Here is an 18,129-nt window from a genome sequence, read left to right as displayed (position 1 = left end):
TCCGCCCGATTTGGGCGGACTTGTTTGTTAGAGGAGCGCATCAACGAGATACACCCCGGCGATGCCGCCGATGACGACGAGCATCAAGTTGGCCCGGAGTAATGCGAGCGCTGCGGCGACGACCCCACCCGCTAAAGCGGACGTGAGACTGTTCGTCGCCTGTAAGATGCCCGGAAAAATCAGGCTGGCGAGCACCGCATAAGGCGTGAACAGTAAAAATCGCTTCAAGAACGGCGGCAACTTGATGTCCCGGAGCCAAAGCAGCGGAACGAGCCGCGGGATGTATGTGACGAACGCCATGGCCAGGACGAGCAAAAACAGACTGATCATACCTCATCCTCCTTGTATACCAAAGCGCCAATCCCGGCTGCGACAATCGTGGCCAAGATGATACTCAAGCCCGACGACAGCGGGATGAATGGAGAGACGCCGAAGTAGAGAATGGCTTGAGTCAGGACGGCAATCCCAGCCACGACGATGACCGGTTTGCGGGTAAGGGATGGGATGAGCAGGCCGATGAACATGGCGTACAAGGCGATGCCCATACTCGTTTGGACCGAGACGGGCAAGCCGAAGGCGAGAAAGACGCCAATCCATGTCCCGACGTTCCAAGCCAAGAAGGCGATTAGGTTTAGTCCGAGCACAAAGTGGCCGCGCGTCGACTCGTCACGCGTCGAGGCGACACTAAACGTCTCATCGGTCACGCCGAACGCGATGGCGGCCAGAAATCGATTCGAGGTCGTCTCGAGACGCTGGGACAATGACGCCGACATGAGGAAGTGCCGCAAGTTCAAGATGAACGTCGTCAAGATAATCTCCCAATACATCGAACCGGCCATAATCAACTGGACACCGATGAACTGACTGGCGCCGGCAAAAATGAATAATGACATGGCGAGCGTGATGACGTTTGGCATATCGAATGATTTCGCAAGCAGACCGAAGGCGATGGCAATCGGGATGTAGCCGACGGCGACGGGAATGCCGGCACGCATGCCGGAACGGAAGGCGTCCTTGTTCGGGATCGGTGTCATTTGCGAGACCGGAGTTGCCATGAGAACCCCTCCATTTCATAGATGATTAGTTGTGGATTCGAGATTGGGTCACGCTTTCCTGCTCGAACTTAAAAAAATAGGGTATATAAAGGCGACAAGGAGCGTGAATATATGAGTCGAGCTGAAGAGTTTATCGCATCGTATCATCGGATTGAAGATTATTTAAGTCGAGAGATGGGGGACGGCCAGCATTTCAGTTTCAGCAACATGGTCAACCGTCTTGCCAAACATAATCCGATTATTGATCGATATAAAGAAGATTTACATCAAATGAGTCAGTTGCGGAACGCCATCGTCCACGAACGGCGGGAGCCGGACTTCATCATCGCTGAACCGCATGACTCCATCGTCAATTTGATTCTCGAAGTGGAGAAAGAACTCCTCCATCCGCGTCAAGTCATCCCGCTGTTCCGTAAAATCGTGACGACGTTCAACGCCGATGACTCGCTGGTCGCCGTGCTCGGTGAGATTCGAGACAAGAATTATTCGCAGTTCCCCGTCTATAACCAAGACGGGTCGTGGCGAGGGTTGTTGACGAAAAAAGGAGTGACCAGTTGGCTCGCCGAAACGGTCGACGGGCCACATGTGTCACTCGAAGGCGTTCAAGTCAAGGACGTACTCCATCACGACCCGCACCTGCGACGGTACCGGTTTATCGCGCAAGAGACGTCGGTCATCGAGGCGCACCATCATTTTATCAGTATGAAGGACGGCGTCCGTCTCGATGCCTTGCTGATTACCGAGACGGGACAAGAAGATGAGCCGTTACTCGGGATTATCAGACCACAAGATATTTTATACGTCATCGGTTGAGGCGCCGTGCTCGATGGCGACCTCATATTGGGTGACCGTGTTTCCGAGGACGATGGGCTTCACTTCAGAAGTGCCATCGTCCCGTTTTTTGTGGGCATGTTTATACGCACCGCTATCGCGCCAATTCTCAAAGCTCGCCGCGTCGCGCCACGTCGTCATGATGACGACCTGATCCTTCGTCTCATCCGATGTATCCGTCAACACTTGCATCCGGACGAATCCATCCATCGACTCGATGCCTTTCGTCGTTTGGAAACGAGCGGTGACCGCTTCAACTTTCCCTTTTTCAACGTCTAGTTTGTTCATGACAATCCACATGCACATGTCCTCCTCTGCGATATCGTACGCGTTCATTATACATGGAACACGATCGATGCCTCGCTCGAGATGCTCGCATCAACGTGTGGCCCACCACTCCTCGAACGTCCAATTTTGTTGTTTCATCGTCGTCGCTTCTTTCACACCGACGTACCGGAGATGCCATGGCTCGTAGTTGTAGCCGGTGATTTTCTCTTTTCCTTTCGGATAGCGGACGATAAATCCGTAACGGTGTGCCTGTTGGAGCATCCATTTGCCTTCTGGGGTCTGGTCGAACGAGGCATAGAGTCCCATCTGCATGCGTGCACTCGTCATATCGACGGCGAGACCGGTCTGATGCTCACTATATCCAGGACGGGCGACATATTTTGAGGCGTACGCTGTGCCTCGCGTGTTGACCCAATACATGTAGAGTGATTTCTGGCTGGCGTAGGAGCGATAGGCGCTAAGGGCATACAACGTGTGGCCTTCTTTTCGCCCGGCGTAATAGAGGCGGGCTAGCGCGTGAGCGGCTTCAGCGACCATGAGGGTTCGCTCGCTTCCTTTCGTGTAGACGGTCGGGATGGTCAATGGGACGAGTTGCCGCGAACGATACGTGCTCGAGAGGCCGTGTTGTTTATTGACGAGTCGAATCCGTTCCGCAGGCGCAAGTTTCGGGATGCCAGCTTTTAAGTTGCTCGACGGGGTATAGTAGCGTGTGCCATCAATATAAACGTTTGACCAACTGCGATTATACATCGTGTAACGGACAGGTGTGTTCGTGGACAGCGTCTTGGCGACCGGGGACGTTTGCATGGCCCGCCAGTACAGTTTCGTCGTTTTAATCGTGTAGCCTGGCTGGGGTGACGGGGTTGCGGCGGAAGTGGATATGACGGGAAAGATGAGCATCAAGACGAGGAGTACATGGATGAGTTTCATAAGGATGACCTCCTTTTGAGTCGGTGCTCTTCTTTTCCCTTTTTTTCAAATGATGAAAAGATAACGAATCAGGGAATAAGAGAGAAATCGTCTCCGTCTCTTGACCTGAAGCGTGTACTGCCTGAGCCCGATGTGCCGGCAACCCAAAAACGATACACTTATCGTGTAGGGAAGAGATGGATCGAAGTATCGAAAGGAGTGAGCACATATGGAACTCATTTTTGGTTTACCATTGTTACTGCTTGTCCTATTCTTTGCCTTTTTGTATTTCAACATCAAAGGGCTATCGAGTATGTGGAAAGATTACAATCGGACGAAATCGATGATTCCTCTCGGATTTTTCATCATCGGGATTATCGGGATCTTCACTGGCGTCTGGACGTGGCTCGTCATCTTGATTTACTATGCCGTCCGTCCGAAAGCTTGACCGGACACCATGTGCGAAAGTGCATGGTGTTTTTTTGCTATACTGAGGACGAGGTGTTGTCATGGATAAATTGCTTAAGGCGTGGTTCATCATCACGCTCATTACATTTGTGCTTTTTAAGCTAGGTGAGACGATGACCGCCGCATATACGGAATCGGCGGGCGAGGGGAATCCATACGTGCTCGTCTTGCTAGTCGGTTGGCCGTTCATCCTGTTGTTCATTTGGATTACGATTCGGCTCGCGCAGCGCACCGTCGCGTCGGTAAACCGTTTGGCGCGAATCGGTCTCTTGGTGGGGAGTCTCGTCATGGCGGGAGTCGGTTTCTATATTAACGCCGAGCAGGCCGCTTCGCTCCGCGCTGGCATCCGTGCTTCTGAGAACGCGGCCTATGCGTCAGGATGGAATCAGTTCACGAACATCATTTATGCGAACCAATTGACGTTTTTCGTCCTGACGGTCAGTTGTATGGCACTTGGAGTGGCGTTTTCCTTCGTCACCCGCAAACGAACAAACGAGGAACGGCTCAACTAGCCGTTCCTCGTTTGTTCGTTTAGCGGAGTTTACTTTGATACAGGCGGGCGTAGCGGTCGGCCGCGATGATGGCATCGGCGACTTGTTCTGGGGTGACATCGAATCCGCTATGAATCGTCTCGCCTTCTGCGGTCGCGGCTTGGCCGACTTTTAAGATGTCCTCGCGGGAAGCATCTTTCAATTTCACGTCTTCAAGCGTGACCGGTAACTCGAGCGCCATATACAAGGCGACATAGCGGTCGAACTCTGCCTGCGTCCGGCCTTCGAGTGCGAGTTGGACGAGTGTGCCGAAGGCGACTTTTTCGCCGTGCGTCAAATGGTGAATGTCGCCATGCAGGGCCGTGAATCCGTTATGGATGGCGTGCGCAGCGGCTAATCCACCACTCTCGAACCCGAGACCGCTCAAGAGCGTGTTCGCTTCGACGACGGACTCGAGTGCCGGCGTGACGACTTTGGCTTTTACGGATTCGTAAGCTAGAATCCCGTAATCGAACAGCACTTCTTCACAGCGTTTGGCAATTGCCTCCGCGGCAATGGTCGGGACACCGCCCGCCATCGTTTTTCCGCCAAAAGCAAGGACACTTCGAACCTCGACCCATGTCGCGAGCGCGTCGGCAATTCCTGAGGCGAGGAAACGAGCCGGGGCTTCAGCAATCAGTTTCGTGTCGACGAGAACCAAATCTGGATTCTTTTTATAGAACCGATACGTCTCAAAGTTTCCTTCATCCGTATAGATGACAGAGAGGGCACTCGTCGGCGCATCCGTCGAAGCGATGGTCGGCACGATCACGATGCGGGCGTCCAGTTCGTCAGCGACGGCTTTGGCCGTATCGAGCGTTTTCCCGCCGCCCATCCCGATGACGACTGCGGTATGGCTCTCTGCGGCCGCTTTGGCAATCCGTTCAATCTCGTGACGGGAGGCCTCACCGACGAAATCGGCCTTCTCAGCGTTGACGCCGCTCGCTTTAAGTGAATCGGTCACCCGCTCCCCGATCAAGCGCCAGACGATGTCATCGGCGATGAGCAACGCTTGTGACCCGAAGTGACCGACATGGTCCCCGATTCGATCGATTGTATTCTTGCCTTGCACGTACTTGGCTGGACTGATAAATACGCGTTCTGACATATTCAACATCCTTTCTGAAGTAGCGATCACGACAGGACAACAGTAGATTTGTTCCCGATTCAACCCTAGCTTCAAACAGCCATCCTTGTGACAGCTCGGTGAATCCGAACCGAACTTCTTTCACAGCCCACTCATCATCACGAGTAATACAATTAAGACGGCGACGGCAAGAAATCCCCAATCGAGTACGTATCTCATCACAATCGTTCCTTTCTGCCAGCATGTAATGAGTATAGACGGTCGGCAAGCAAAAGCCATTTCCAAAATCGGACCAGGTCAAAAAAAGACCGACGTCGCAGATCCAGAGGTTTGAATGGAACCAGAGCGGGAACAAGTCTTTCGTATGCTTAATTTAGAAGGAGGAATTTTCAATGTCTAAACATGTACTGATTGTCACGACGTCTGCCGATCAATTAGAGAACGGTCACGCGACAGGGCTTTGGCTCGAGGAATTCGCTGCACCGTATCTTCAATTCGAGAAGCAAGGCTATAAAGTCACGGTGGCGAGCATCGAAGGCGGAGACGTGCCAATCGATGCGAACAGCTTAGAGGGCGAATTGCCGCAAGAGGTGTTGGATACGCAACATCTATTGAAAGATACAGCCCGACTTGATCAAGTGGCGGATGACACGTATGACGCGGTCTTCCTTCCGGGTGGGCATGGGACAGTCGTCGACTTCCCGAACAGTGAGACGTTACAGCGTGTCATCCGTGACACGTATGAAGGTGGAAACGTCGTCGCGGCCGTCTGTCATGGCCCAATCGGTCTCGTCAACGTCAAGTTGAGCAACGGAGAGCCGCTCGTCAAAGACAAGCGCGTGACAGGATTCACGGACGCAGAAGAGCGCGAGATGCAACTCGACTCAGCGGTGCCGTTCCTGCTTGAATCGGCGATGCGCGAGCGTGGCGGGAAGTTCGATAACGCCGACAACTGGGCCGTCAACGTAGCCGTGGACGAGCGCCTTGTCACGGGTCAGAACCCGCAGTCGTCAGAACAAGTCGGCGCCGAAATCGTTAAGTTGCTTGGATAATCGTGAAGACAGCTTGGGAATCATTCCTAAGCTGTCTTTTTTTCGGACATATGTCCTTTTCAAAGCGCTCCATCTCACGTACAGTCAGACGAGGAGATAGGAGGGGAACTTGTTTGGGAATTTTATTTGCCGTGCTCTCGGGCACCTTCATCGCGTTGCAAGGTATTTTTAACGCTAAGCTCGGTTACGCGGTCGGCGCCTGGTTGTCGGTCACAGTCGTCCATCTCGTCGGTCTCGTGCTCGCACTCCTCATTTATGCGTTCAAACGGGATGCAGATTTGACGGCGTTTCGGCGCGTGCCTTGGTATTACAGCCTCGGCGGTTTGTTCGGAGTCTTCGTCGTCTTCGGGGAATTGACAGCCATTCAACAGCTCGGTGTCACATGGGCCATTTGCGTTTTGCTCGTCGCCCAATTGATTGGAGCGTTCTTGATTGATGTGAACGGATGGTTCGGGGTGAAACAGAAACCCGTCAATCAAGGTCAGCTTTTGGGGCTCGCTTTAATGATCATCGGGATTGGGATTTACACGTTCACGTAAGGAGGAGCCAGATGAGAGTAGAAACAGCGTTAGCACGGCTCGGGTGGGCCCATCTGTTTTCAGGACAAACGTTAGAGGCGTCGACAATCATGACCTATCCGTCCGGGGCGATGCTCTGCACGAATGGTAACCCGATTGAGTCACTCTTCGTCGTGTTGTCGGGACGTGTCAAAATCTATACGTTAAGTGAGGAAGGCAAGTTGCGCTTACTGCGTTTAAAGATGGCCCCGACGTTGATTGGAGATATCGAATATGCGAGTGGACGCAACGTGCTCCACACGGTCGAGACAGTCGGCCCGGTGACGTGTTTGCGCATCCCGTTCGATGTGTTGCGCACACATAACCGGACAATCGAATTTACGGAGCACCTTCTCCGTGGCGTGTCTGAGAAGTTGTTTATCGAGGCGAACGCCTCATCGAACCATCTCATGTCGACGCTCGAAGAACGGTTGGCGGGTTATCTCGTCTCGCTCAGCGAGTCAGGGAATGAGTTGTTCCAAGATGAGATGAGCCAGTTGAAGCGAAAAGAAGTCGCGGAATGGCTCGGGACGAGCTATCGCCATTTGAACCGCACGTTACAGGCGTTCGCGGATGAGGGACTCGTCGAGAAAACACGGACGCAAGTGACGATTTTAGATGCGACTCGATTAAAAGAACGTGCCAATGGCATGTTGTACGAATAAGGAGGAAATTCATGATAGTAGGAATCATCTGTTCGGCAGTGGCCGGCGCATTCATAAGTGTCCAAGCGGCGGTCAATGCAAAAATGAACGTCTATTTAGGCGCCTGGGCGACGACGGTGCTCGTCTTTATCGTCGGGTTGCTCGGTTCGCTCGTTCCACTTGTTCTATTTGGCGGTAATCTGCAAGGGCTGTTTGACATCTCGCCGATTTATGCGCTCGGCGGTCTGCTCGGTGTCGGTGTCGTCTTCTGTGTGATGCGAAGCATTCAATTGCTCGGGCCGACTTTATCGGTGTCGATTATCCTCGTCTCTCAATTGATTTGGGCACTCGGTGTCGACTTGTCCGGAGCGTTCGGAATGCCACGGTTGTCATTGTCCCCAGGTCAGGTCATCGGACTGATGGTGCTACTTCTCGGTGTCATCGTCTTCAAGCAGTCACAAGCAACGGCTCTTCAGCAAGAAAGTTCAAACGAAGCGACTTCACGTTGAAGTGGCTTCTTTTTGAGCAAAACGGGTACAGGTGGATAACGAATCTCTGATAGGATAGAGAGGGAAGCAGTACGAAATATACGTAGAGGTGATGAAAACGGTGGATTCTTCCATAGTAATCGATTTACTGATTGTTTTATTCTTGATTGTGTTGAACGGGATTTTCGCGATGACGGAGATCGCGCTCATCTCGTCTAAACCGGCCAAACTTGAAGTCGAGGCGAACCGCGGTAAGCGCAGTGCCGAAATCGCACTCAAGTATTCAAAAGATCCGACCGACCTGTTATCGACGGTCCAAGTCGGAATCACGTTAATCGGGATCATTAACGGGGCCTACGGGGGTGCGCGTTTCTCGGCACCGCTCGGCGAATTGTTCGCACAGCTCGGAATGAGTGCCCAATACGCACCGACCGTCGGTTACGTCGTCGTGGTCACGATTATCACATACTTGTCGCTCATCATCGGTGAACTCGTGCCGAAGCGGATTGCCCTCGTGTCACCAGAGAAAGTCACGATGGCCATCATTCCAGCGTTGGATGTATTCAGCAAAGTGATGCGACCGTTCATTTGGATTTTATCGAAATCGACGTTGTTCCTCTTTAAACTGCTCGGCTTGAAAGCAGAACAATCGAGTGGCGAGACGGAGCTCGAGATTAAACAGCTCTTATTCGAAGGGGCCCAACAAGGGGCGTTCGCTCACGAAGAAGTACAACAGGTCGAGCGCGTGTTTGCGTTCCATGACCAGTTGATTTATGAGTTGATGCAGCCGCGGACGACGCTCGAATGGGTCGACCTCGAAGATGATATGGACGATATCAAGAAATCGATTTATGAGAGTAAACACAATAAACTCCCGGTCGGTCGCGATACGCTCGATGAATTCGTGGGCTATATCGATGTCCGTGATATTTTGACGTTACCGACGCTTCGGGAGCCATCGCAAATCTTGAAACGAATCAAACAACCGCTCGTCGTGCCAAAACAGCGAGAAGCGAGCCAAGTGTTGCAGATGATGCAAAAGAATGGCGTCGAAATCGCCTTCGTGCTCGATGAGTATGGTGGGTTCCTTGGAATGGTCACGTTGTTCGATATTTTGGAAGAAATCGTCGGCGAAGTGATGATTGAAGAAGAAACACCGGAAGTCGTGCGCCGTGAAGACGGCTCATATTTGGCCGATGGATTGCTCGGCATCGAGGATTTGAAGCGGACGTTCGGGATTCGAGACAATCGCTTCGATGAAGGACGAAATTCCTATCATACGCTTGCCGGTCTCGTCATTTATTCGCTCGGTGACTTCCCGAAACGGGGAGATGTCGTCGAGGCGTACGGACTCCGGTTCGAAGTCGTCGATATGGACGGAAAACGTGTCGACCAAGTACTTGTGTCGATGCTATCTGATCAAACAGAAGAAGACTGACGCCGCGGCGTCAGTCTTCTTTTTTGTGCATGTTCCACGTCTCGAACGCCGCCTGCATGAGGATGCGGGCGGTATGCAGCATCGCCCGTTCATCCACATCGAACCGAGGGTGATGGTGGGGGAAGACGGCCCCGACTTCCGGATTGCCGGCCCCTGTGAAAAAGAAGCTACCGGGGACGTGTTGCATATAGTAGGCGAAATCTTCTCCGACCATGAGCGGTGCCATCTCGATGACGCCATCCGTCCCGACGACACGCGCGGCACTGCGACGCACATGGTCGGTCTCGGTCGCATGGTTGATGACAGCGGGATAGCCGCGAATGTAATCGAGCTCATAATGTGCCTCGCTCGCCGAACAGATGTGGGCGATGGTGCGCTCCATCTCGGTAATGATGCGCGTCTGTGTCTCCGGGGTGAACGTCCGTACCGTGCCGGACAGTTTCGCCTCGTCGGCGATGACGTTGAACGCTTGACCGGCGACGAACGTCCCGACGGTCAAGACGGCCGGTTCGAGCGGGTCGATGCGGCGGCTGATGACTTGTTGCAACTGGCTGACGATATTGGTTCCGACCATGACGGCATCGACCGTGTGTTGCGGGATGGCCCCGTGACCTCCTTTGCCTTTGACGGTCAGTTCGAACCGGTCGGCCGCCGCCATGATCGGTCCGGTCTTCACACCAACCGTGCCGAATGGAAGCGGCGTCCAAATATGAGAACCATAAATGTAGTCGACCCCGTCGAGGCAGCCATCTTCGATCATCGGTTTGGCCCCGCCTGGTGCGAGCTCTTCCGCGAACTGATGGATGAGGACGACATCTCCGGGAAGATCAATTTCCGTAAAGGCTTTCGCCAAGACGAGCAACGTCGCCGTATGGGCATCATGGCCGCAAGCGTGCATCGAGCCGTTCACTTTTGAACGATACGGAACATCTTTTAAATCTTGAATCGGTAACGCATCGAAGTCGGCACGAAACGCGATGGTTGGACCGTCACCGCCCTGAATCCGTCCGACGACACCGTTGCCGCCGACGTGTTCGCGCACGTCGAGCCCGAGCTCACGTAAATAGGCCGCAATCGTCCGCGGTGTCTCCCGTTCTTCAAAAGAGAGTTCGGGATGTTGGTGGAAGTGGCGTCGAAGCGACACCATCTCTTCGTATAACTCAGTCAATCGGGAATCGAGGTCAGTCACAAGCATAGCAAGCACTCCTGTCAGTTGATTGTTTTTGTTTGAATCAAGTTCCATACGTCATGTGAATCTAAATCATCGAGAATCGGTTGAAGTAACATCTGTCGTGCTTCATCAGCCTTCACCCATCTGGCATCGCTATGCTCTTCAGAGAGAGTGATGGTTGTTGCGACGGGATGAGCCCAGTACGTCATCAGGACGACTTGACGATTCGAGTCGGTCAAAAATGTCGTGGCGTACAGTAAGTGTTGAACCGTTACGCGTAGCCCGGTTTCTTCGAATACTTCCCGTTCTAGGGCCTGTTCGAGCGTCTCGCCAAAGTCGAGCTTGCCGCCGACAAGCTCCCACGTGCCAGGATGGACTTCATCATCGGTTGCCCGTTTGATGATGAGGAGCCGGTCGTCTTGCACAATCACTGCCTTCACAGCGACGACGATGGATGGAATAGACATCGTGACACTCCTTTGTATGAAATCGTGAGAAAGCTCACTGTAGATATGAATCATTTACTATATTTTCCTAAGTTATGCTTATGGTATACGACGAGAGGGAATTAATACAGGAGAAAATCATGAAATGAGGTGTCGAAATGGGTTGGATTATCGCAATTGGGATTATCGTTGTCTTGGCGTTCGTCTATTTCTCGATGTACAACGGACTTGTCAAATATCGAAACTGGGTCGACGAGGCGTGGGCACAGATTGATGTACAGTTGAAACGGCGTTACGATTTGATTCCGAACTTGGTCGAAACGGTGAAGGGCTATGCCAAACACGAGCAAGAGACGCTTGCGAAAGTCGTCGAGCTCCGGAATCAGCTCGGGTCGAAGACGAGCCGTCAAGAACAGATGGAAGTGAACGATCAATTGAGCGGCGCGCTGAAAAACTTGTTCGCTCTCCGTGAGGCATATCCAGATTTGAAAGCGAATGAGAATTTTAAGATGCTCCAAGAAGAACTGACGCAGACCGAAAATAAAGTCGCCTACTCACGACAGTTGTATAACAATACGGTCATGAAATATAACACGAAAGTCGAATCGGTCCCGACGAACATCATCGCCTCCGTTCACAACTTCGAAAAACGCGACATGCTCGAAGCTCGTGAAGAAGAACGCGAAAACGTGCGAGTTTCATTTTAATGGATTGGAGTGGCGACGATGATTTTATATGAACAGATTCGGAAAAATAAAATCAAGACCGTGTTCATCGTGGCCGGATTCGTCCTTCTCGTCTTAGGCGTCGGGGTGGTCATCTCGTATTTGAATTATGGTGACCCGCTCCCAGGCCTCATCTTCACGCCGGTGTTCTCGCTGTTTTATATCGGGATCGTCATCATGTCGAGCACGAACATCGTCATGAAGATGAACCATGCCCAAGAGATCACGTCGGTCGATCAGCATCGGTTTCTCTGGCACACCGTCGAGAATATGGCGATGGTCGCGCGTGTCCCGATGCCGCGCATCTTCATCATCAACGATGCGTCACCGAACGCGTTCGCGACCGGCCTGAAACCAGAAAAGGCGGCTGTCGCCGTGACGACCGGACTGCTCGACCAGTTGACGCGCGAAGAAGTCGAAGGTGTCATCGCCCATGAAGTCGCCCATATCAAAAATTACGATGTACGACTGGCGACAGTGACGCTCGCCCTCGTCTCGGTCATCGCCATCATAAGCGATATCGGGTCGCGGATGCTCTTCTTCCGAAGTGTCGGCGGCCGCCGCGACAACAACCAAAACCCGATTTTTATGATCGTCGGGCTGGTGTTATTGATTCTTGCGCCGCTCATCGCCACGCTCGTCAACTTGGCCATCTCGCGAAATCGCGAGTTTTTGGCGGATGCGAGCGGGGCCGAGTTGACGCGTAATCCGGATGCGCTCGCGTCGGCGCTAGAGAAAATCGCGAATATCCAAACACCGGTGAAGGAAGCCTCTCGCGCCTCGGCGTCGCTCTACTTTTCAGACCCGCTTAAGAAAAAGCTGAGCGGTCTGTTCTCGACGCACCCGAACCCGGCTGAACGGATTGCCAGACTTCGCAGTATGTAGCCTATAACGAAGGTCCTCTTTTTAGAAGAGGGCTTTTTTGTACGTGAATAGGACCAACTCATTTCGCGAATTCAGTTTGTATCAATATTAAATGGGAATGATAGAAAAAAGAGGATGAAATGGAGGAGATTCCATGTTTGAATCGGCACTCGAGTTAGGCATTGTCCTATTTTTATTGATTTATTCCATCACGGTTTCGCTCATGTTGATGTCAGCTAAGAAGAAGAGCTGAGTGGAAGAGGGTACATGATTAAAACGGTCAAACGCGTCTATGGATCGGACTAGCGCTGTTCATCGGGCTATCTATACTCGGTTTTTTCGGATTTAACCCGTGGCGATTACTCATCGAGGCATTCATGTGGATGACGACATACGTGTTGCCATGGATCTTTCTTTACTTTTTGATTCAATTTTACAAAACATATGAGCAAAGACAGTAAAAAAAGCCACCTCGCGCGCGAGGTGGCTTTCGTCAGTTACCCGGCGCGATGGCTCCGGAGTTTTTCAATCTCTTCGAGGACGAATTGGACGTTCGTTCCGACGATGACTTGAATATGGTTCGGGCTGACAACCTTGATACCAGGGATGCCCGCTTTCTTGATTTGTGCTTGGTCGACCGTATCCATGTCTTTCACATCGACGCGGAGACGTGTGACGCATGACTCGATGCCTGTGACGTTTTGATCGCCACCGAGACCATCGTAAATCATCACTGCCATCGCTGAATATTGACCGCCGGCAGCGACTGGAGCCGTCTTCGTTTCGCCTTCAGGAGTCGTTTCCGTTGCGACTGCGTCAACCGCTTCGTCTGACTCACGGCCAGGTGTGGCCAAGTTGAGCTTGACGATCATGAAGCGGAAGATGACGTAGTAGATGGCACCGAAGACGAGACCTTGAACGAGCAACATGTACGGCTGGTTCGCGAGCGGTAACTGTGAGCTGAGGACAAAGTCGACAAGACCGGCGCTGAAGCCGAATCCGGCCGTCCATTGGAACGTCGCCGCGATGAAGAGGGAAACCCCTGTCAAGACCGCGTGGACGAGGTAGAGAACTGGTGCGAGGAACATGAACGAGAATTCGAGCGGTTCCGTGACACCTGTGAAGAACGATGCGAACGCTGCGGCGAGAAGGAGCGAGGCCGCTTGTTTTTTACGTTTTGTTTTCGCTGTATGGTACATGGCGAGGGCTGCTGCCGGAAGACCGAACATCATAATCGGGAAGAACCCGGCTTGATAGCGTCCAGTAATCCCTTTCACACCTTCACCTGACCAGAAGTTACCGATATCGTTAATGCCGGCCACATCGAACCAGAATACCGAGTTCAAGGCGTGGTGAAGACCAGTTGGGATTAACAGACGGTTGAAGAAGCCGTAAAGGCCTGCCCCGATTGCACCCATTTTAGAGATCGTTTCCCCAAATCCGACGAGTCCTGTGTACACGACCGGCCAGACGAAGTAAAGGGCGACCGAGACGAGGATCATCGAGAATGCCGTCATGATTGGCACGAGACGCTTCCCACTAAAGAAGGCGAGTGCATCTGGTAGCTTCACATGACTGAAGCGGTTGTACATTTGAGCGGCGACGATACCTGACAAGATACCGACGAACGCGTTGGCAATCTTACCGAACGCTGGGTTGACGGCTTCGACGTCGACACCTTGGAACAAGGCGACCGTTGCCGAAGACAAGAGTGTCGTGACCGTGAGGAAGGCGACAAGTCCGCTTAGAGCGGCTGAGCCGTCACGGTTTTTCGCCATCCCGAGGGCGACCCCGACTGCGAAGAGAATTGGAATGTTATCGATGATCGCTGAACCGGCTTTGATCAAGAATGCGGCGGCGATGTTTTCAGAACCCCAGCCGACCGGGTCGATCCAGTAACCGATCCCCATGAGAATGGCAGCTGCAGGAAGTACGGCAACTGGCAACATGAGGGAACGTCCGAGACGTTGTAAAAAGTTCATCATTGTGAATGTCCTCCTTTTTGATGGTGTTGATCTTGCAAGCGTTGAATGTGGAGCGTGATGTAACCAAGCTCTGATTCGGGCAAGACGATGCCGTATAAGTCTTCCATTTCGTTTGCGACGTCAGACGCACATGCATAGGCAGACGAGAACTTCGTTTGAATCATCTGAAGCATATCTTCGTCGATCGTATGGTGATCGTAATGGTTGACTCGATCCATGACGAATCGTAAATGAGTTAATAAGCGTTGATAGGATAAGTCATCTTCTTCTATAGATAGATCGAGCCGTCTCGAAATCGATTGAATCATGTCACGTACGATTGTCGTCTGTTTGACCGTCTTGCGTAAATCACCTCCCTTCACTTTTAGTGTATGGATGTGTAGCGCGATGAAGGCCGCCTCATCTTTGGGCATCTTCACGCCGAGTTTGTCCTCGATGAGGTGAAGCGCCCATAACCCGATTTCGTATTCGTTGCGATATAAAATCTTAATCTCGTTCAACAGCTTGTTGCGGAGCGAGATGCCTTCTTGCTCGCGCTCGATGGCAAACGAGATATGATCGGTGAGCACGATATGGATGTGTTCGTTGAACGTCGTCTCGAGCCGTTTTTCCGCATGCGAAATGATTTCTTCTGAAATCGTGAAGTGCTCAATTGGAATCCGTGTCAGCAGTTGTTGAAACTTATCATTCTCCGACATGACGAACAGCTTTTCCACCTTATGCGGATTGACGATATCGTTGCGAGCCTTCTTGAACGCGACGCCTGGTCCGATGGCGATCTTCTCTTCGCCCTCGTCCGAGACGATGACCGCGTTGTTGTTTAAAATCTTTTTAATTTTTAACATGTGTCCTCCTAACGAGGAGTCATTGTTCCGCTTGAGCGACGACGGTTTTCCCGGGAAGCGATGGGCCTCCTGCATGGAACGAATACGGGTGCTCTAACGTGCTCCCGTTTGTGATGACCATCGGAGTGACCGTGTCTTTACCGGCTCGCTGGATTTGTTCCAAGTCGGCCGTCAACAGTGGCTGTCCGGTCGTGACCGTGTCACCGACTTTGACGTGGACGTTGAATGGGCTACCCGCGAGTTCGACCGTATCGAGTCCGACATGAATCAAAATTTCAGCTCCGTCTCCCGAACGGATACCGATCGCGTGCTTCGTCGGTGCGACTTGGATGATGGTTCCATCTACCGGTGCGACGACCGTTCCGTCCGTCGGCATGATGGCAATCCCGTCGCCCATCATCTTCTCGCTGAAGACGGGGTCGGTCACTTCCTCAAGTGGAATGATGTCTCCTTCCATGGGTGCGTAAAGTGTCAGTGTATGTCTCTTCATCCACTTATTCAATAACATGTTCGATTCATCCTTTCGCTTGAAAAATGATTGTGAAAAAACAAAACAGGCATGGAGTATAGACGGGTGGCGTGAGCCTTTCGTCTTACCCCATGCCTGATCGAATCAGTCACATGTGATCATTATTCGTTTCGTCACCCTCAAGATAGCACGCCGATGTATAGATATCAAGACCTAATTTGAAAGCGTTCTCTAGAAATTTTACTTCTTCGAAAATCTGTTGTATAGTTAGGGCGAAACTGAATGGGAAAGGTGTTGCATGTTAATGAGTGAGGTTGTATCTGCCTAACGAACTGAAAAATGTTGGATGACGCGTCTCTTTGTCATGCCTTCATGTTCTGTTACAGATACCGCCCTTCATAAACTGCCAGACACCGGTCTGTCTTTTTGCGTTGGTCGTCATCGGCCGACGCTTTTTGTTTGCGCGGTATCTCCATCACAAAATAAGGAGACTCCATCATGAATGAACAAACATTAGACAAACTACAATACAACGACTTGATTCATCACGTCGAACGCTACTGCATCAGCGGATTCGGACGCAACTTGTTACGAAACCAGCGTCCGACGAGCCATCTGCAAACGGTGAAAAAACGGCTTCAAGAGACATCGGAAGCACGCGCGATTCTCGACGCGACGTCACACGTCCCCTTTATCGGGGTATCCGATATGGAACCACTCATCGGTAAAATCAGCCGTGGCATCCAGCTCGAGGCAAGCGAACTCGAAGCCGTCGCCGAATTTTTCCGCGGGGCCCGTAAACTGAAGCGGTTCATGGCCGAGCAGGCGTTCTTTGCCCCGCTCTTGTCCCTTTACGCGGGAGAGATGAGCGAGTGGCGCAGCATCGAGGAAGACATCGTCCAATCGATTCGTGGGGGACGGGTCGTCGACGAGGCGTCCAAAGAATTGAAACGCGTCCGCAAACAAATCGACATTCTCGAAGGACGGATCGAGGAGCGGTTGAGCAAGTTCTTGAAGAGCGCTGCGAACCGGGAAGCGATTCAAGACGGCTTTGTGACGAAGAAACAAGACCGATTCACAATTCCAATCAAAGCGTCATATAAACATAAAGTCGCTGGGGCAATCATCGACACGTCGAGCCGAGGGACGACGGTCTTCATCGAACCAGAGGCGGTCGCGAAGTTGAACGCGGAACTCGTCGTCAAACGAACGGAGGAAGCGGTCGAAATCTATCAAGTGCTCGCCACGCTCACCGGCATGGTGGCGGAAGCGTTGCCGACCATCGAGGCGACGCTTGATGTCATCGCCCAATACGACATGGTGTTCGCGAAAGGGAAGTATAGCCAAGCCATCGATGGCATCGCCCCTCGCGTGAACGCTGTCGGGAAAATCCGTTTGAAACAAGTCCGCCATCCGCTCCTCGAACGGGCGGTCCCCCTCGACTTCTCGCTCGGGGACACGTACCGCGGTCTGATCATCACCGGACCGAACGCCGGCGGGAAGACGGTCGTCTTGAAGACGATCGGTCTGCTCAGTTTGATGACGATGAGCGGGCTTCATATCCCGGCCCATCCGGACACGGACATCTCGTCGTCGCCTCGACCCATTACGGCGAAATCAAAGCGTACTCCGAGACGCATCCGGACTTCATGAACGCGGCCATGCAGTTCGACCCGGAAACGCTCGAACCGAAGTATCGGCTGTTGATTGGGCAGTCCGGCGACAGCAACGCCTTATTCATTGCCCGGAAAATGAAATTGCCCGAATCGATTTTGAAGCAGGCGGCCCGCTATATGCACGACAAGACGTACGACCAGTCGCTCGTCGATCCGGCACGTCTGACGCAAGCAGTCGTCTCATCCGTCATCGAACCAGATCAAGTTCTGTCAAAAGGGGACCGGGTCCGCCTGCTCGAGACGGATCAAGTCGGTCTTGTCTATGCGATGGACGAATCGTTGCGCCAAGTCACCGTCTATGTCGACGGTGTCTACAGTGAGCAACCGCTCCGCCGAGTTCGACGCGAGGCGAAAGCGCTCGACTTGTATCCAGCTGGTTATGACCTGGAAACGTTATTCATCGATTACCGGGACCGGAAAGAAGCCCATGACTTTGCTCGCGGTTCGAAGAAGGCGCTCCGTCGCGTCGAGAAAGAGATTCGGGCGCGGCAACGTGCCGAACGAAGCAAATGAGTGTATCCGGGAAGACACTCGGGTAAGGAACAAGGACCGGGAGTCATCACGTACAGTTCGGCTTTCGGGTAACGTGTCGGAGGTGACT

General features: G+C 52.5%; 22 protein-coding genes. 12 read left to right on the top strand and 10 right to left on the bottom strand.

The features are described 5' to 3' along the window. Positions 1-27: 27 nt before the first annotated feature. Positions 28-330 carry an AzlD domain-containing protein gene (locus tag ACZ2GZ_RS14925; RefSeq protein ID WP_029596363.1) on the bottom strand — a complete coding sequence of 101 codons (303 nt, stop codon included), beginning with the start codon at positions 328-330 and terminating at the stop codon, positions 28-30. Further along, complete coding sequence (locus ACZ2GZ_RS14920; RefSeq protein WP_214715243.1) at positions 327-1,055, bottom strand: AzlC family ABC transporter permease; 729 nt, start codon at positions 1,053-1,055, stop codon at positions 327-329. The genes ACZ2GZ_RS14925 and ACZ2GZ_RS14920 overlap by 4 nt, the downstream gene beginning before the upstream one ends. Before the next feature lie 111 nt (positions 1,056-1,166). Here ACZ2GZ_RS14920 and ACZ2GZ_RS14915 point away from each other — a divergent pair, with 111 nt between their 5' ends. Further along, complete coding sequence (locus ACZ2GZ_RS14915) at positions 1,167-1,868, top strand: CBS domain-containing protein (protein ID WP_214715241.1); 702 nt, start codon at positions 1,167-1,169, stop codon at positions 1,866-1,868. Here ACZ2GZ_RS14915 and ACZ2GZ_RS14910 read toward each other — a convergent pair. After that, positions 1,851-2,186, bottom strand: a complete 336-nt coding sequence (locus tag ACZ2GZ_RS14910) for an antibiotic biosynthesis monooxygenase (RefSeq protein ID WP_029596360.1) — start codon at positions 2,184-2,186, stop codon at positions 1,851-1,853. The two genes, ACZ2GZ_RS14915 and ACZ2GZ_RS14910, sit on opposite strands and share 18 nt — an antisense overlap. A 78-nt stretch (positions 2,187-2,264) precedes the next feature. Further along, on the bottom strand, positions 2,265-3,104 hold the full coding sequence (locus ACZ2GZ_RS14905; protein WP_214715234.1) for a M15 family metallopeptidase: 840 nt from the start codon (positions 3,102-3,104) through the stop codon (positions 2,265-2,267). Positions 3,105-3,312: 208 nt separating this feature from the next. On the opposite strand from ACZ2GZ_RS14905, the gene ACZ2GZ_RS14900 reads away from it, so the two are divergent. After that, the gene (locus ACZ2GZ_RS14900; RefSeq protein WP_021067968.1) at positions 3,313-3,531 is read left to right on the top strand and encodes a hypothetical protein; all 219 of its coding nucleotides are present in this window, start codon (positions 3,313-3,315) and stop codon (positions 3,529-3,531) included. A 61-nt stretch (positions 3,532-3,592) separates the two neighbouring features. Continuing rightward, positions 3,593-4,063, top strand: a complete 471-nt coding sequence (locus ACZ2GZ_RS14895) for a hypothetical protein (protein WP_214715232.1) — start codon at positions 3,593-3,595, stop codon at positions 4,061-4,063. A 19-nt stretch (positions 4,064-4,082) separates the two neighbouring features. Here ACZ2GZ_RS14895 and ACZ2GZ_RS14890 read toward each other — a convergent pair whose 3' ends face one another. Further along, the gene (locus ACZ2GZ_RS14890) at positions 4,083-5,189 is read right to left on the bottom strand and encodes a glycerol dehydrogenase (RefSeq protein ID WP_214715230.1); all 1,107 of its coding nucleotides are present in this window, start codon (positions 5,187-5,189) and stop codon (positions 4,083-4,085) included. Positions 5,190-5,560: 371 nt separating this feature from the next. Here ACZ2GZ_RS14890 and ACZ2GZ_RS14885 point away from each other — a divergent pair, with 371 nt between their 5' ends. From ACZ2GZ_RS14885 to ACZ2GZ_RS14865, 5 genes are all read left to right on the top strand, one after another. After that, positions 5,561-6,220: a type 1 glutamine amidotransferase domain-containing protein gene (locus ACZ2GZ_RS14885; RefSeq protein ID WP_021067971.1), complete on the top strand. Its 660-nt coding sequence runs from the start codon at positions 5,561-5,563 to the stop codon at positions 6,218-6,220. Positions 6,221-6,333: 113 nt separating this feature from the next. After that, the gene (locus ACZ2GZ_RS14880; RefSeq protein WP_021067972.1) at positions 6,334-6,759 is read left to right on the top strand and encodes a DMT family transporter; all 426 of its coding nucleotides are present in this window, start codon (positions 6,334-6,336) and stop codon (positions 6,757-6,759) included. Positions 6,760-6,770: 11 nt separating this feature from the next. After that, on the top strand, positions 6,771-7,442 hold the full coding sequence (locus ACZ2GZ_RS14875) for a Crp/Fnr family transcriptional regulator (RefSeq protein ID WP_021067973.1): 672 nt from the start codon (positions 6,771-6,773) through the stop codon (positions 7,440-7,442). 11 nt (positions 7,443-7,453) lie between these two features. Continuing rightward, positions 7,454-7,930: a DMT family transporter gene (locus ACZ2GZ_RS14870; protein ID WP_029596355.1), complete on the top strand. Its 477-nt coding sequence runs from the start codon at positions 7,454-7,456 to the stop codon at positions 7,928-7,930. A gap of 91 nt (positions 7,931-8,021) precedes the next feature. Beyond that, positions 8,022-9,347: a hemolysin family protein gene (locus ACZ2GZ_RS14865; RefSeq protein WP_029596354.1), complete on the top strand. Its 1,326-nt coding sequence runs from the start codon at positions 8,022-8,024 to the stop codon at positions 9,345-9,347. Between the two features lie 10 nt (positions 9,348-9,357). Here the strand turns inward: ACZ2GZ_RS14865 and ACZ2GZ_RS14860 are convergent, their stop codons facing one another. Both ACZ2GZ_RS14860 and ACZ2GZ_RS14855 read right to left on the bottom strand, forming a co-directional pair. Then, the gene (locus ACZ2GZ_RS14860) at positions 9,358-10,542 is read right to left on the bottom strand and encodes a M20 metallopeptidase family protein (RefSeq protein ID WP_408584503.1); all 1,185 of its coding nucleotides are present in this window, start codon (positions 10,540-10,542) and stop codon (positions 9,358-9,360) included. Positions 10,543-10,556: 14 nt separating this feature from the next. Further along, positions 10,557-10,985, bottom strand: a complete 429-nt coding sequence (locus ACZ2GZ_RS14855) for an NUDIX hydrolase (RefSeq protein ID WP_029596352.1) — start codon at positions 10,983-10,985, stop codon at positions 10,557-10,559. Positions 10,986-11,122: 137 nt separating this feature from the next. Here ACZ2GZ_RS14855 and ACZ2GZ_RS14850 point away from each other — a divergent pair, with 137 nt between their 5' ends. Together ACZ2GZ_RS14850 and htpX are read left to right on the top strand one after the other, a co-directional pair. After that, positions 11,123-11,671 (top strand): LemA family protein, encoded by a 549-nt coding sequence (locus ACZ2GZ_RS14850; protein ID WP_021067978.1) that lies wholly within the window; start codon positions 11,123-11,125, stop codon positions 11,669-11,671. Between the two features lie 21 nt (positions 11,672-11,692). Continuing rightward, positions 11,693-12,574 (top strand): zinc metalloprotease HtpX, encoded by an 882-nt coding sequence (gene htpX, locus ACZ2GZ_RS14845; protein WP_353049062.1) that lies wholly within the window; start codon positions 11,693-11,695, stop codon positions 12,572-12,574. A 476-nt stretch (positions 12,575-13,050) separates the two neighbouring features. Here the strand turns inward: htpX and nagE are convergent, their stop codons facing one another. From nagE to ACZ2GZ_RS14830, 3 genes are read right to left on the bottom strand one after another with little or no spacing between them, the layout of a single operon-like run. After that, positions 13,051-14,538 (bottom strand): N-acetylglucosamine-specific PTS transporter subunit IIBC, encoded by a 1,488-nt coding sequence (nagE, locus tag ACZ2GZ_RS14840; protein WP_214827785.1) that lies wholly within the window; start codon positions 14,536-14,538, stop codon positions 13,051-13,053. Next, positions 14,535-15,383, bottom strand: a complete 849-nt coding sequence (locus tag ACZ2GZ_RS14835; RefSeq protein WP_029596349.1) for a PRD domain-containing protein — start codon at positions 15,381-15,383, stop codon at positions 14,535-14,537. The genes nagE and ACZ2GZ_RS14835 overlap by 4 nt, the downstream gene beginning before the upstream one ends. Before the next feature lie 19 nt (positions 15,384-15,402). Beyond that, positions 15,403-15,891 carry a PTS sugar transporter subunit IIA gene (locus tag ACZ2GZ_RS14830; protein ID WP_051627763.1) on the bottom strand — a complete coding sequence of 163 codons (489 nt, stop codon included), beginning with the start codon at positions 15,889-15,891 and terminating at the stop codon, positions 15,403-15,405. 459 nt (positions 15,892-16,350) lie between these two features. On the opposite strand from ACZ2GZ_RS14830, the gene ACZ2GZ_RS14825 reads away from it, so the two are divergent. Both ACZ2GZ_RS14825 and ACZ2GZ_RS14820 read left to right on the top strand, forming a co-directional pair. Further along, complete coding sequence (locus tag ACZ2GZ_RS14825; RefSeq protein ID WP_408584502.1) at positions 16,351-17,505, top strand: MutS2 family protein; 1,155 nt, start codon at positions 16,351-16,353, stop codon at positions 17,503-17,505. Continuing rightward, positions 17,502-18,041 (top strand): hypothetical protein, encoded by a 540-nt coding sequence (locus ACZ2GZ_RS14820; RefSeq protein ID WP_408584501.1) that lies wholly within the window; start codon positions 17,502-17,504, stop codon positions 18,039-18,041. The genes ACZ2GZ_RS14825 and ACZ2GZ_RS14820 overlap by 4 nt, the downstream gene beginning before the upstream one ends. Positions 18,042-18,129 lie beyond the last annotated feature (88 nt).

This window comes from Exiguobacterium sp. KKT215 (assembly GCF_055635335.1).
This window is presented reverse-complemented; position numbering and strand designations above follow the sequence as displayed.